Here is a 15192-nt window from a genome sequence, read left to right on the forward strand (position 1 = left end):
AAGATGAAATCAAAAGAAGAAATAATTGAAACCAATCTGAAGCAAAAAGAGTTTTACAACACTAAAAAGAAGAATTTTGCCACTAAATTGTGGTCTTCTGTTAGAGAGAAAACCCTAAAAAAAATCAGAAGAAATATTGGTATTCTTGATGAATCGTACAGTCTTCACAAACAATGGTTTGGTGATTTGTCGAACAAAAAGGTATTGGACTTAGGTTGTTTTTCTGGAAACAATTTAACGTTGTATTTGGCTGAAAATTCAAAACAATACGTTGGAGTTGATTTGAGCGATGTTGCCATTGAAAAATTGAACAAAAAATTAGAGCACATTCCAACGGCCAAAGCACTTTCGGTAGATTTTTTATCGGATGATTTTGATGAAAGCGACTTCGATTTAGTCTATGCATACGGCGTGTTACACCATTTTCAAAGTCCGACAGTTTTAATCAATCGATTGAATGAAAAAATGGCTCCAAATGCACACATAGTTAGTTATGATCCGTTAGAAACGAGTTTGCCAATTAAAATAATTAGAGCAATTTACCGTCCGTTTCAGTCGGATGCAGATTGGGAATGGCCGTTTACTCGTAAAACTTTTTATCAGTTTCAAAACAGTTTCAACATTATTGAGCGTAGAGGTTTACTAGGAAAATCAAAATGGTTTTTCTTACTCGGATTCTTACCAATGTCGGAAGAAAAACGAATTGAAATTGGAAAAAAATGGCACAAAGAAGATTGGGAGAAATCATCAACTTCATTATCACGTCTCTTTTCATGTATGCACGTAACAATGCTGATGCAAAAAAAATAAATTTCTACAATGAAGGTTCAAAACAAAGAGTTCTGGGAAATTGATAATGTAATTGATGTTCAAGACAAAATAAAGAAAGCAACTGATTTTGAAATGTTCATGTTCGAAAAAGCCAAAGAACGATTTGCTTCTTTTGGCGGAATCAAAAGCATTAAAATTTTTGGATGCGGAACTGGAAGAGAAATAGAATCAATTGCTGAATTTTTTGAGCCTAATCGTATTGTCGCCTCCGATATCGCAGAAAATATGATTACTAAATGCGATGAAAACCTAAAAGAATGGAAGCTTGATTCGATTACACAAACTTTAGTTATGGATGCTAAAGACTTCAACAATGTTTATAATGAGTTCGATTTAGTGACCATTCTAAATAGTATGTTGACCTATGTGGTTGAAAAAAACGATCGACTGGCAATTTTCAAAAATTCATATCAAATAGCAAAACCCAACGGGGTTTTAATTGGTACCGTTCATAATCAAGAAGGAACTTTTCTGAAAACAGCTTATTTTAAACTTCGAAACCTTCTTTCTTTTTATTATGGTGATAAAGTTGGCTACCGAAATACAGGTTATAACGGCTATAAGGTTCCGGGTTATTATTATTCTAAAAAAGACCTTCATAACGACATCAAAAATGCTGGTTTTAAAAGTATAGATGTTTATTCGCTAGAAGAATATTATCGCTTAATCGGACTTACTTATAATCGAAAAACGGGCTATAACAACTTAATTTTTATCGCACAAAAATAAAGGGAATTACAAATGAAGATCATATTAATTATACCTGATGGTGTTGTAGTAAGGAATTATTTGTACTCCAATTTTGTCAACGAATTGACTCAAAAAGGATTTGAAATTTATGTTTTTCACCAAATTCCAAAACCTGCTGTAAAAGAAATTGAGTTGGTTACCAATTCGATTAAAGAATTTCACTTTATTCCCTTTTTTAAAGAACCCGCTTTAGCAAGAACCATCAGAGAAATTGTGGTTTACGCTCGTTTGTTGCACAACAAAAAAGTGCTTCAAAACGAAACCATTATGTATTTTTGGAACAACAATAAAAAAGGATTCAAGCGAAAAGTTTTAGCCAATGTATCGGAAACAGTAGGTTATTTACTTTCAAAATCGTACAAAACCATAGTGTATTTAGAAAAAGTATACGATCGTTTGATAACAAAAACATCAGTTTATGAAGAAGTTGGAAAAAAGATAACGGAAATAAATCCCGCTATTGTACTGAATTTACACCAACGTTCTACTGTCAGTTCGCCTATAGTTGCTTTTTGTAATTCTAATTCCATTCCTTCTTCTACAGTAATTTATTCGTGGGACAATGTTCCGAAAGCTCGTCTAATATCGCGTTACAATCATTATTTTACTTGGTCGGATTTGATGAAAAAGGAGTTGCTTACTCTCTACACAGAGATCAAAGAACCACAGGTAAAAGTAGTCGGAACTCCACAGTTTGAGTTTTATTTTGAAGAAAAATACAAAAAGTCGAAAGCTGACTTTTTTAAACAATACAACCTAAACGTTTCCAAAAAAACAGTTTGTTATTCTGCTAATGACACATCGTCACCTTACGAAGTGACTTATTTTTCTGATGTTTGTGAAGCTGTAGATAGCCTATCTGCTGATGAAAAACCTCAAATTATTTTTAGAAGAAACCCGTTTGATAAATCCAATCGTTTCAAAAGCATTTTAGAACAATACAAACATTTAATTGTTGAAATTGATCCTGATTGGCGAACAGAAAATCCTGATGATAAAGATTTTGTGACTATTTTCCCAACTCTAAATGATATTCAGTTGCTGGTCAATACCGTATTGCATTCCGATGTTGTGATTAATTTAGGAAGCACAATGGCTCATGATTTTGCTGTGATGAATAAACCTTGTTTGTATTTGAATTATGATCCGGTTGCTGCTTCTCGATTGCCTGTAAAAGATGTTTTCGATTTTCAGCATTTTAGAAGTATGAAAAATTTGGAAGCGGTGGGTTGGATTAATAGTAAATCTGAAATAATTCAAAAAATTACTACAGCTTTAAATCACCCCGAAACCATTGCTAAAGACAGAAATAAATGGATGGAAATCATTGTACAACATCCGTTAGATAAAAATAGTGCTAACTTAGCCAATGAAATAAAAGCGATATGCACATCTGTATAATTACTCACGAATACCCAAAACCCGGTTTTGCTCATGGCGGAATTGGCAGTTTCATCAAAACATTGGCTCCCAAATTGATTGAGAACAATGTTCAAGTCTCTATCGTGGGTTTGAATTACAATAATGTATATGAATTTGAAGATGATAATGGCGTACAAGTACATCGTTTAAGCTATTTCAATAAAAGAGGTTTTGGTTGGTATTTTGGCGCCAAGGCAATCAGCAATAAAATAGCAGAAATTCACAGTCAAAACCCGATTTCTATTGTTGAGTCCAGTGAATTGGGATTGGCCTTTCTATCAAAAATCCCTGAAATTAAATACGTGATTCGCTTGCATGGTGGTCACCATTTTTTTGCCGAATCAGAAAACAGAAAAATTAAATTTTGGAAGGGTTTTCAGGAAAAAAGGTCTTTTAAAAGAGCCGATGCATTCATAGCGGTTTCTAATTACGTTAAAGATCATACAGGAAAGTTCTTAAGCTTTCATAACAAACCTGTTGAACTAATCAATTATCCCATCAATACCCAATTGTTTGCGCCAATTTCGAATCCTGTTCAACAATACAGCATTGTATTTGTGGGAAGTGTTTGCGAAAAAAAAGGTGTTCGTCAGCTGATACAATCTTTTCCGATGGTAAAAAATCAGTTTCCAGATGCTACTTTAGAAATTTATGGCAGAGAATGGTTTTTTCCAAACGGAACCAGTTTTACACAATTGATGCAACAAGAGGAAGTTTCTAAATTAGGAACAATTTCAAAAGACATTCATTTTCATGGATTAATCAATTACGATCAAATTCCCGATAAATATTCGAGAGCACATGTTTGTGTTTTTCCTTCTCATATGGAAACTCAAGGTTTAGTCGCTCCAGAAGCCATGTCGATGAAAAAAATGGTTATTTTTACGAATAAAGGTCCGGGTCCAGAAACCATTACTGATTATGAAACAGGATTGTTGTGTGATCCTCATAATCCAGAAGATATTGCCACTAAAATCAATTGGGTTTTTGCCAATGAAAATAAAATTCCAGCCATTGAAAACAATGCTAGAGAATATGTTTTAGGTAAATTTTCTGTGGATAATATCGTTCAAAAAAACATTGCTTTTTACCAACGAATTATTAGTTCCTAACTATGAATTTTCTAATTGTAACTCATGTTGTTCATACACGAAACGGAGCCGATTTAGTTGCTTACGCGCCGTATGTGAATGAGATGAATATTTGGCTGAAATTTGTTGACAAAGTAACCATTATTGCGCCATTTAAGCACATAGAAAACAATCCAATTCATCAGAAATACCAACACAATAACATTCAATTTATTCAAGTTCCGAGTTTTTCTTTTGTTAACGCTAAGGAAATTTTTAAATCGTTATTTCTTCTACCGTTTATTTTTTTTAAGATAGTTGGCGCTATGATTCAAGCCCATCATATTCATTTGCGTTGTCCCGGAAATATGGGGTTGTTGGGAAGTTTGGCGCAAATCTTTTTTCCACGAAAACCAAAAACGGCTAAATACGCAGGTAATTGGGATCCTAAATCAAAACAACCTTTGAGTTATACATTTCAAAAAGCGGTTTTAAGCGCTACTTTTTTAACCCAAAAAATGAGTGTTTTGGTCTATGGCGAATGGCCTAATCAAACCCGAAACATCAAACCTTTTTTTACAGCTACTTATTTTGAAAGCGATAAGGTTACTGTTGGACCTAGGAGTTTAAAAGATACAATTCATTTTATTTTTGTGGGTTCATTATCCGAAGGGAAACAACCACTTTACGCAATTCAATTAGTAGAAAGCCTCAAAAATAAAGGAAAAAATGTCCAAATCTCACTCTATGGTGAAGGAAAACAGCAAGCTAATTTAAACGATTATATTCAGCAAAATAAACTTGAAGATTATGTTTTTCTGAAAGGTAATTTTGATCGGGAGCAAATGAAAGAAGTGTACCAAAGCAGCCATTTTTTGATACTTCCATCCAAAAGTGAAGGGTGGCCCAAAGTGGTTGCTGAAGCCATGTTTTGGGGATGTTTACCCATTTCAACTCCAGTTTCGTGTGTGCCTACTATGTTGGGTTTTGGTGAACGCGGAATTGTACTTACCAATCAATTGGAATCCGATTCAGAGTTGATAGAAGAAATAATGACCCATCAAGAAGAGTACAATCATAAAATAAAAGAAGCAATTAATTGGTCTCGTAATTTTACAATTGATAAATTTGAAGCTGAAATAAAGAAATTGATACAGCAATGAGAATTCTTCAGATAATTGATTCCCTTGATATTGGTGGAGCAGAGAAGATGGCCATTAACTATGCAAATAGTTTGGCTTCTGTTGTAGCATTTTCTGGTTTGGTTGCCACTCGAAAAGAAGGTCAACTCAAATCACAAATCCATACGGATGTAAATTATCTTTTTTTGCAAAAGAAGAGTGCTGTAGACGTAAAGGCAATTCTTCGACTAAGAAAGTATTGTAAAGAAAACAATGTTAATCATTTGCAAGCTCATAGCAGTTCGTTTTTTACGGCTTTTTTGGTAAAATTAACCTTGCCTAAAATCAATATCATTTGGCATGATCACAACGGTTTAAGTGAATTCATAAGTAATAAAAAAGCAGTTTTATTACAATTTTGCTCTTATTTTTTTAAGGGAATTGTAGTTGTAAATTACCAATTAAAAAACTGGGCAGAAAAGACATTGAATTGCAAACAATGTATTTATTTGCCAAATTATACGATTTTAAATCCATCCGAAACAAAGGAAACTGTACTTTTGGGAAATTCAGGAAAAAAGATACTGTGTTTGGCTAATTTTAGATTTCAAAAAAATCATTTTTTGTTACTAGATGTAGCTAAAAAACTCAAGTTATCACATCCTGATTGGTCATTTCATTTGGTTGGAAAAGATTTTAATGACGATTACTCGGCTAAAATTAAACAATCAATCGTTGATAATAGTTTAGAGAATTCCGTATTTATTTATGGTTCAAGAACAGATACGCAAAACATAATTGAGCAATCCGATATTGCGATTTTAACATCACAATCAGAAGGTCTGCCTGTCGCGTTGTTAGAATATGGTTTGAATAAAAAGCCTGTCGTTTCAACTAAAGTAGGCGAAATTCCGATGATCATCAAAGACGGAATTAATGGCTGTATAGTTGATAATTATGATGATGAAGCTTTTTATAATTCGTTAGTAAAAGTGATTGATAATAGCGATTTTCGTACCCAAATAGGTCAACAGCTTTTCGAAACTATAACTGAAAATAACTCTGAAAAAGCAGTTATAAATAATTTTTTAAACTGGGTAAATAGCATTTAAAAATGCAAGATAAAGATAAAAATTACTTGTTTTTAATATTGGTTCACTTATTATTAGGTGTTGTTATTTTCAGTTTCCCTATTGTTTCAAAAGTATATGGATATTTAATACTGATTGTTGGAATTTTAGTGCTGCTCAAAACTCGCAATAAAAATGATGAGGTACTTTATATATGTGCTTACATTGTTGGAAGTGAGGTGTTTCTAAGGATGACCAATGGAAATCCTAATCATGAATTTGCCAAATACAGTTTGGTCTTCTTTTTCTTGATTGGATATGTCTATTCTGGCTTTTCAAAAATGTCATTACCCTATTTGTTCTTTATTATTACTCTATTGCCAGGCATTATTATTGCAAATGAAACCTTAGATTTTGGGGTTGAATTCAGAAAGAAAATTTCATTCAATTTGTCAGGCTCGTTATGTCTTGCAATTGCTGCCATGCACACTTTTGGCAGGAAATTAACTGTGGGTCAAGTAGGGAATTTACTCTTGTTAATGGGGTTGCCAGTGATTTCAACAGCAGTTTTTACACAACTTTATGCGCCTGACTTAAAAGAAGTTTTAAGCGGAACTTCTTCTAATTCAGAACTATCGGGTGGATTTGGCCCCAATCAGGTAGCGACCATTTTGGGTTTAGGAATGTTCATTTTTTTTACAAGAATTATTCTCTATTCAAGGACTAAACTAATTTTCATAGTCAATGTACTGATTGCTTTTTATGTAAGTTACAGAGGTTTGTTGACTTTTTCTCGTGGCGGAATGATAACTGGTTTTCTAATGATTCTTATCTTTTTATTATTTATCTATTTTAAAGCAAGTAAGAAAAATAGGGTCAAATTAAATTATTTTGTAATCATTTTTGTGATTCTAGTTTCCGCTATATGGATGTTTACTTCAGTGAAAACAGAGGGTTTAATTGACAAACGTTACGCAAATAAAAATGCAATGGGTGTAGAGAAAAAAGATTTGTCTACAGGTAGAAATCAGTTAGTAGAAGAGGAGGTAAATTGGTTTTTAGATAATCCTTTCTTTGGGATTGGAGTTGGAAAAGGTACTGATTATAGAACAGCTAAATATGGTTTCTTGTATGCTTCGCACAATGAAATCACTCGATTATTAGCAGAACACGGAATGCTAGGAGTGATTGCATTAATGATATTGTTCTTTACACCAATATTCTATTACATGGGAAATAAAGACAATATATTTTTATTTTGTTTTCTGTTATTTTGGTTGCTCACAATCAATCACGCAGCAATGCGAACCGCAGCTCCATCATTCGTCTACGCATTATCAGTTTTAAAAATTAAATTTGATGAAGAAGAAGAACCTGTTGTACATAGGAAATAAACTTTCAAAACACGGAAATACGGCTACTTCTATCGAAACTCTCGGGGCTTTTTTGGAAGGCGAAGGTTATAAAGTCTATTATGCATCCTCCAAGAAGAATAAAATCGTAAGGATGATTCATATGATTTACAAAACCTTTAAGCGCTCCAAACAAGTTGATTATGTGTTGATTGATACTTACAGTACTCAAAATTTCTGGTTTGCATTTATTATTAGTCAGTTGTGCAGAATTTTGAAACTGAAGTACATAGCAAAATTGCATGGCGGCGACTTACCGAATCGATTGGCGAAAAGTCCTTTTTTTTGCGATATGATTTTTAAAAATGCCTACAAAATAACTGCACCATCGGGTTATCTAATGAATGCTTTTGAAGTTAAATATCACAACAACATTATATTCATTCCAAATACTATCGAGATCAATAACTATCCATTAGTTCAAAAAGAATATAGTGTGCCAAAAATTCTTTGGGTACGCTCATTTTCATCCATTTATAATCCTAAGATGGCCATTAAAGTAACCGCTAATTTAAAAGAAAAGTATCCAGATGTTGTGCTTTGTATGATTGGTCCAGATAAAGAAAATCTCATTGATGAATGTAAAAAATATGCAAAAAAACTCAATGTCGATGTTGAATTCACAGGGAAACTATCCAAGAAAAAATGGATTAAAAGATCAAAAGAATTCAATGTTTTTATTAATACAACTCATTTTGATAACACGCCAGTAAGCGTTATAGAAGCAATGGCATTGGGAATTCCAGTTGTCTCAACTAATGTAGGTGGAATACCTTTTTTGTTGAACGATTCAGAAAATGCTCTTTTGGTTAAGGATGGAGACACTGAAGCAATGAGTCAAGCAATAGAAAAAATAATGTCCGATAACCAATTGAGAACTCTATTAACAACTAATGGAAGAACTTTAGTTGAAGAGTTTGATTGGAGCATTGTAAAACAAAAATGGATTGATATTTTAATTTAATATATCGATTTAAGCTAAAATTACTAACTTGCAAGACAAATTTTAGCACTTTAATGAACAGTCAAAAAAAAATACATTTTGAAATTTCGGAACGAAAAATACTGTTGAAGCTATTTGACGTGCTCATCGTTCTGTTTTCGTTGTATTTTATCGGTTCTTTTTTTGATTTCAAATACTTTTCTTTTTCAACAACCAATTTCTATTGGGTCATAGTTTTGGCCATTTACCTCAATCTGTTCGGGTCGGTTTTTGAAATGTACAATTTGCAAGTAGCCAGCAATCAGTTTCAAATTATTAAAAGTATTATACTTACTACCAGTATTACGGTTTTGGTTTATTTGTTAACGCCAATTTACACGCCACTTTTACCTTCTAATCGTTTACAAATAATCATATTTTATATTACCATATTATTTTCACTAATGGTATGGCGGATTTTTTATGTAAAGTTTTTAGCCTCTCACCGATTTATAAAGAAAGCAATAATAGTATGTGATAAGGAGCAACTTCAAGAGTTAGTAAGTGGTCTGGAAAATGTTGATCCTCATTATAAATTCATCGGTTTTGTTAATTCGGATGGCGAACAGAATTTTAAAGTGAATTACAACGGAATAAAAAGCATTAAACCCGATGATTTAGAGAAATTTTTCAAATCCAATTCCATTTCTGAAATTGTGGTTGCTTCTCAAAAAACAGAAGGAATTACCGCTAATTTGTACAATCAGTTAATCCATCTGTTAGAAAATGGTGTGATTATTAAAGAGTATACGCAATTATACGAAACCATTACACAACGGATTCCAGTTCAATACGTTTCAAGAGATTTCTACCGCTATTTCCCTTTCAGTAGAAACAATCAAAATCAATTGTATTTACTTGTTTCAAGAGCAATAGACATTGTATTTTCATTGATTGGATTGTCTTTTGGATTGGTATTTCTGCCATTAATTATTATAGGAAATTTAGTTGGAAACAAAGGGAAACTATTCTACACTCAAGAACGAATTGGTAAAAACGGAAAAGTATTCAACATCTTGAAATACCGAACCATGGTAAAAAATGCCGAAGCTAATGGTGCCGTTTTTACTACTATAAATGATTCGAGAATCACACCGTTTGGTAAGTTCATGCGAAAAACACGTTTGGACGAATTTCCTCAGTTCATTAACATCTTAAAAGGCGATATGTCCATTATTGGTCCACGACCCGAACGACCTGTTTTTGTTCAGGAAATAGCCGAAGTAATGCCATTTTACGAAACCCGACACATCATTAAACCAGGATTAACAGGTTGGGCTCAAGTGAATTATTCGTACGGTGATTCAATTGCAGATAGTTTGGTGAAATTGCAATATGATTTGTACTACATCAAGCATCGAAGTATCTTCTTAGACATCAATATCTTTGTCAAAACCTTTAGTACGGTTCTATTTTACCGCGGACAGTAATCCAAAAATTAGATTTTCGTTTTCATCAATTTATACATCATCAATAAATGCCCAATGATGAACGGAACCATCAATATCAAATAGGGCTTCGTTACTATAATCACAATGTAAATCGCTAACATTCCAATGATCAACCAAAGTAGTTTCTTTTGTGCGTTGATTTTCAAAAACGGAACGACTAAAAACAAAGGATTGAATAACAAAGCATTGTAGTTCCAAAGGACTTCTTGGTGCAACGAATACAATCCGACAAGGCATAAAAATAAACCTAAAAGTCCGGTGATGAATAAATACGTCTTGTAGACGAATGCTTTTCTAGTTGCCAGAATTATGAGTAAAATCAGCGCCACAAAGTAAATGCTGTTTACAAATGAAAAATCATGTGTTTTTTCTACTGATTGCACTAAAGTTTCCTTTTTTGAAACCAATGGTTCTCCATCAATAGTTGCTTTATCTAAACTGTGTAATAATTCAATTGGTAAAAACAGTTGTTCTGCTTTGTGATCGGTTTTAGCTCCAAAAATAATATTGATTCCTAAATTGTACCAAAAGTAGTTTCCAAAATAAGGATACAATACTTCTCTGTAGGTAATCGATGTGTCATCTACTTTTGTAATGATTGGTTGACCAATACTTTGATTTACTTTGTCAGCAACCATTGTTGTACAATTTCGATCAATAAACTTATAAGTATAATAGCGTTCATCCGATTGTAATGAAGCATTCAATCGTTCAAAAAGCTCTTGTTTTTTGGTCTGAGAAAGCGCTAAAGTTTGTTCGATTACTTCGCGACCTTCGTATTGGTATTCGTAAATAAATTGATCGTAAGTCGTAGCGTTGATGAAATACTGCAAATCACCTTTGACAAATTTTAAGTAAAAATTTTCGGTATTAAAATCAAATGCTCCATAATTGTACACCACATCCAATTGATTTTTTACATCTTTAATTCGAATGGCTGTATGACCAAAAGTGGAGTACAATTGTTCGCCTCTTCCACAAGTAAAAACACTTACTGTAGCAGTATTAGAAAGAGATGGGTTTTGCGAAAATAAATTCGAAATGAAGAATAAAAGAAAGAGAAAGTGTACTTTTTTGAGCATGATGATTATCTAAAAATGCCTAAATCAACTTTTACTGAGAAGATGTTCGAATACAATGCTGCACTTTGATCGCCTAAATCAGTCAAAGCATAATCGACTTGAATTCCTTTGTATTTAAAACCTAAACCAATGTTGGGTTGAAATCCTAATTTGGTAGAGTTATCAATTTGTGTAATGTTTTGAAAATTTCCCACTCCAGCACGTAAAAAAACTAAGTCGGTATAGCCAAATTCAAATCCGAGTGACGGACTAATACTTACAAAATCAGTTGAAATCACATCGTTGGTTCGTGCAAATTGCATGTTTAAATTAGCTGCAGCCAACAAAGTGTAATCGTAATGAAACTCGTATTTTTTTGACATTCCGAGTTGCGCTTTTGGAGCTGTTATTTCGGTGCTTTCAGGCAATTCATTATTTTGTCCCGGAATGGCATTTTTGATTTTTTCGTATTCTTCTTCGTTGATGGCCCAAACATTATAGGTTGTAGTAATATCGCGTAACATCAATCCGTAACGCCATTCGTTTCGCTCAAATTGCAATCCAAAATCCAAACCAAATCCCCAAGAACTTGCAAAATCTCCAATTACGCGTCGGATTACTTTAGCATTCACACCGTATTGAAATCCGGGAACTTGTAGTTTTCTCGCATACGATAAAGTCAAACCGTAATCAGCGGTAGAAAATAAACTGATGCGGTTGTAATCGATATTTCCGTCGCCATCAATCAATTGAGTGGTATTTAGAATGTCATCTACTCCAAAACGGATCAATGAAATTCCCCAAGCACTTCGATCGTCGATAGGTTTGGCGTAAGCAGCGTAATCGTATTGAGCAATATTCGCAAAATAACTGGCGTGCATTAGAGCGGCTTCACCATCTTCCAGATGAATCAAACCTGCTGGATTCCAATAGCCCGAATTCACATCACTAGTACTCGAAACCACAGCATTTGACATTCCTAAAGCCGCAGCGTCAACACCAATGTTCATGAACTCATTAGAGTATTTTCTAATGGCTTGACCAAAGGAAATTGAGGTGAAAGCGATAAACAAAAAAAGTATTTTTTTCAAAGCAATTAGTTTACAAACTTAGGTCTGCTATTTTTTTTCAAAAATATAAATTTTTATTCGGTTAGAGGTTCAATTAACATATTTAAAACAGTTGTAGAACGGCTTTATAAAAATCTCTTAGAAAACGCACTTCTCTTTCAGTTATTGTACTAAATTTGTTTTCTGAAAAATCGAACACATGAACTTTAAAAAACACATTCCTAATATTTTAACGTTGTTGAACCTTTTCTGTGGATGCATTGCAGTTGTTTTTGTAGCACAGCGATTGTTCGATTATGCCTTTTTCTTTGTGTGTTTGGGTATCTTTTTCGACTTTTTTGATGGTTTTTTAGCGCGAAAATTTGGCGTTGCTGGTCCGTTAGGCGTTCAGTTGGATTCATTAGCTGATATGGTTACTAGTGGAGTCGTTCCGGGTTTTGTGATGTACCAAATGTTGCCATCAACGGAAATGGTAATTGAAAATACCGAAATAACGAGTTGTTTTCCGATGTATGATAACAATCCAATGTTGCTGTTGCCTTACTTAGGTTTCGTCATCACTTTAGGTGCGTGTTATCGTCTGGCCAATTTTAATATTGACACGCGACAATCCGATTCGTTTATTGGTTTACCAACTCCAGCCAATGCTTTATTTATTGGTAGTTTGCCATTTTTAACTGGAGAAATGTTCAATTTTGTTCACAATCCTTGGGTTTTGATAGCGATAACCTTTTTGAGTGCTTACGTAATGAATGCTGAAATTCCGCTTTTTTCTCTTAAAATAAAAGATTTTAGTTTTCAGAAATACAAATTACAAATAGGGTTTTTAGTGGCTTCTGTTGTGCTGCTTGTTCTCTTTCAAGTTACCGCAGTTCCGTTGATTATTTTGATGTATGTTTTGTTGTCTGTAGTGAATAATACTATTTTGGCAAAAAAATAGTTATTGATTTGTATTCACTTTTAAAATGGCAAAAACTACAATAAGAAGAAGACCTACTCGAAAATCATCCCAATTAAAATCCAACTTTTGGACAAAATTCACTGTTATTTCGCTGATTTTATTCGCCTTGCTTTTTGCGGTTTACCATTATCGAAATGCCATTCTCTATTATTTTAGTTTCAAAAGCGATAAAGTGCTGAAGCAAGAAAAGCTCGACGCAGCGCGAATTTTTCAAGTATTAAAACGCCACGAAGATAATGTGATTGGTTTTGATGTGTCAGAATACCAAGGAACAATCAATTGGACTGAAATCGATTCATTGGAAATGCATAAACTACATTATGTTTTCATTCGAGCCACAGCAGGAAGCGATAGAGTCGATTCGAAATTTAAAGAGAATTGGAAGAAAGCGAACAAAAGCAATTTAATTTGCGGAGCGTATCATTATTATCGTCCGAATGAAAATTCGATTGAACAAGCCAAAAATTTCATCAAAACCGTAAAGTTGAAAAAAGGCAATTTGCCTCCGGTTTTAGATATTGAAAAACTATCTGAAAGTCAGTCGATTGACAGCTTAAAAATAGGGTTGAAGCGTTGGTTGGAATACGTCGAAAAGCATTACAAGGTCAAACCCATTATTTATTCTGGAGAAAAATACTATGAAGATTTTTTAAAGGAAGAATTTGAAGACGACTACACGTTTTGGATTGCCAATTACAATCCGTGGAAAGAGACCATCGACGACGAATGGTTGTTTTGGCAATTTACTGAAAAAGCAGTTATTGACGGAATTGAAACTAAAGTAGATGTGAATGTTTACAACGGAACTCCCAAAATGCTAAAGTATTTGACGATAAATTGATTTTTTTGCCGCAAATTCACAGATTTTATGTTGTTTAAAATCTGTGAATCTGTGGCAAAATTTTGAAGGATACTTTTAATTTAGTTTATTTTTTTGCGAAAACGATTGTAAAAACTACTAATCCGAAGAAAAGCATCATGCCTACAAAAAATAAATAGGCTTTTGGATGAGCAAAATTAATTGTTGAGCCAAGGTTGGGATTGGGTTTGTCAACCAATAATCTAGAGTCTTCTTTATTGTAATAAAACATACGCCACTTCCAATTCTTAGAATCGTTGTGCCATTTTTTAATTTGTTCGTTAGAAGGGTTCATTAAAATTCCAATTTCTTTTTACGTAATTCGAAATTCTGACCTAGATATACTTTACGCACCATTTCGTCATTAGCCAATTCTTCTGGAATTCCCGCTTTTAGGATTCCACCTTCAAACATCAAGTAGGTTTTATCAGTAATAGCTAAAGTCTCTTGAACGTTATGATCGGTAATTAAAATTCCGATGTTTTTGTTTTTTAATTGGGCTACAATTCGTTGAATGTCTTCAACTGCAACTGGGTCAACACCAGCAAACGGTTCGTCCAACAAAATGAATTTAGGATCGGTTGCCAAAGCACGCGCAATCTCAGTTCTTCTTCGTTCTCCACCCGAAAGTAAGTCGCCACGGTTGGTTCTGATGTGTTGCAAACTGAACTCATCAATCAAACTTTCCATTTTGGCTTCTTGTTGCTCTTTGGTTAGGTTGGTGAGTTGCAACACACTCAAAATATTATCTTCAATACTTAGTTTTCTAAAGACAGAAGCTTCTTGAGCCAAATACCCAATTCCGTTTTGAGCACGTTTGTACATTGGAAATTCAGTGATGTTCATATCATCTAAATAGATATTTCCCGCATTGGGTTTTACCAATCCTACAATCATATAGAACGAAGTGGTTTTACCAGCGCCATTCGGACCTAATAATCCTACAATTTCTCCTTGATTTACTTCAACAGAAATTCCTTTTACTACACTTCTTCCTTTGTAGGTTTTTACTAAATTTTCGGCTCTTAATTTCATTTTTAGATTCCTAGATTTTTAGATCGTTAGATTTTTAGACAAAGTAACGAAAATGTTTTAGTTTGATTTGCGCTTTTAACTTCAAATTCAGAAACTT

General features: G+C 33.5%; 15 protein-coding genes. 11 read left to right on the plus strand and 4 right to left on the minus strand.

Features of this window, described 5'->3' with window-relative positions; translation table 11 throughout:
* Positions 1–3: 3 nt before the first annotated feature.
* From VK161_RS04290 to VK161_RS04330, 9 genes are read left to right on the plus strand one after another with little or no spacing between them, the layout of a single operon-like run.
* Positions 4–810: a class I SAM-dependent methyltransferase gene (locus tag VK161_RS04290; RefSeq protein ID WP_324213526.1), complete on the plus strand. Its 807-nt coding sequence runs from the start codon at positions 4–6 to the stop codon at positions 808–810.
* 9 nt (positions 811–819) lie between these two features.
* Entirely contained in the window at positions 820–1560 is a 741-nt protein-coding gene (locus tag VK161_RS04295; RefSeq protein WP_324213527.1) for a class I SAM-dependent methyltransferase, read from the plus strand.
* A gap of 12 nt (positions 1561–1572) precedes the next feature.
* On the plus strand, positions 1573–2982 hold the full coding sequence (locus tag VK161_RS04300; RefSeq protein WP_324213528.1) for a hypothetical protein: 1410 nt from the start codon (positions 1573–1575) through the stop codon (positions 2980–2982).
* Complete coding sequence (locus tag VK161_RS04305; RefSeq protein WP_324213529.1) at positions 2967–4115, plus strand: glycosyltransferase family 4 protein; 1149 nt, start codon at positions 2967–2969, stop codon at positions 4113–4115. Before VK161_RS04300 ends, VK161_RS04305 begins: the two co-directional genes overlap by 16 nt.
* A 2-nt stretch (positions 4116–4117) precedes the next feature.
* On the plus strand, positions 4118–5236 hold the full coding sequence (locus VK161_RS04310) for a glycosyltransferase (protein ID WP_324213530.1): 1119 nt from the start codon (positions 4118–4120) through the stop codon (positions 5234–5236).
* Complete coding sequence (locus tag VK161_RS04315; RefSeq protein WP_324213531.1) at positions 5233–6306, plus strand: glycosyltransferase; 1074 nt, start codon at positions 5233–5235, stop codon at positions 6304–6306. Before VK161_RS04310 ends, VK161_RS04315 begins: the two co-directional genes overlap by 4 nt.
* A gap of 2 nt (positions 6307–6308) precedes the next feature.
* Positions 6309–7658 carry an O-antigen ligase family protein gene (locus VK161_RS04320; protein WP_324213532.1) on the plus strand — a complete coding sequence of 450 codons (1350 nt, stop codon included), beginning with the start codon at positions 6309–6311 and terminating at the stop codon, positions 7656–7658.
* Entirely contained in the window at positions 7624–8640 is a 1017-nt protein-coding gene (locus tag VK161_RS04325) for a glycosyltransferase family 4 protein (protein WP_324213533.1), read from the plus strand. The genes VK161_RS04320 and VK161_RS04325 overlap by 35 nt, the downstream gene beginning before the upstream one ends.
* A 53-nt stretch (positions 8641–8693) precedes the next feature.
* Positions 8694–10088 (plus strand): sugar transferase, encoded by a 1395-nt coding sequence (locus tag VK161_RS04330; protein ID WP_324213534.1) that lies wholly within the window; start codon positions 8694–8696, stop codon positions 10086–10088.
* 8 nt (positions 10089–10096) lie between these two features.
* Here the strand turns inward: VK161_RS04330 and VK161_RS04335 are convergent, their stop codons facing one another.
* Both VK161_RS04335 and VK161_RS04340 read right to left on the minus strand, forming a co-directional pair.
* Complete coding sequence (locus VK161_RS04335) at positions 10097–11191, minus strand: DUF4105 domain-containing protein (RefSeq protein WP_324213535.1); 1095 nt, start codon at positions 11189–11191, stop codon at positions 10097–10099.
* A 5-nt stretch (positions 11192–11196) separates the two neighbouring features.
* Positions 11197–12180 carry a PorV/PorQ family protein gene (locus tag VK161_RS04340; protein ID WP_324213700.1) on the minus strand — a complete coding sequence of 328 codons (984 nt, stop codon included), beginning with the start codon at positions 12178–12180 and terminating at the stop codon, positions 11197–11199.
* Between the two features lie 259 nt (positions 12181–12439).
* Here VK161_RS04340 and VK161_RS04345 point away from each other — a divergent pair, with 259 nt between their 5' ends.
* The gene (locus VK161_RS04345) at positions 12440–13180 is read left to right on the plus strand and encodes a CDP-alcohol phosphatidyltransferase family protein (protein ID WP_324213536.1); all 741 of its coding nucleotides are present in this window, start codon (positions 12440–12442) and stop codon (positions 13178–13180) included.
* A 25-nt stretch (positions 13181–13205) separates the two neighbouring features.
* Positions 13206–14042, plus strand: coding sequence for a GH25 family lysozyme (locus VK161_RS04350; protein ID WP_324213537.1), 837 nt, complete (start codon positions 13206–13208; stop codon positions 14040–14042).
* A gap of 85 nt (positions 14043–14127) precedes the next feature.
* On the opposite strand, the gene VK161_RS04355 is transcribed toward VK161_RS04350, so the two are convergent.
* Both VK161_RS04355 and lptB read right to left on the minus strand, forming a co-directional pair.
* Complete coding sequence (locus VK161_RS04355; protein ID WP_324213538.1) at positions 14128–14355, minus strand: DUF5808 domain-containing protein; 228 nt, start codon at positions 14353–14355, stop codon at positions 14128–14130.
* Positions 14355–15095 (minus strand): LPS export ABC transporter ATP-binding protein, encoded by a 741-nt coding sequence (gene lptB, locus VK161_RS04360; RefSeq protein ID WP_324213539.1) that lies wholly within the window; start codon positions 15093–15095, stop codon positions 14355–14357. Before lptB ends, VK161_RS04355 begins: the two co-directional genes overlap by 1 nt.
* Between the last annotated feature and the right edge of the window lie 97 nt (positions 15096–15192).

The organism is Flavobacterium sp., assembly GCF_035299245.1.
GTDB lineage: Bacteria > Bacteroidota > Bacteroidia > Flavobacteriales > Flavobacteriaceae > Flavobacterium.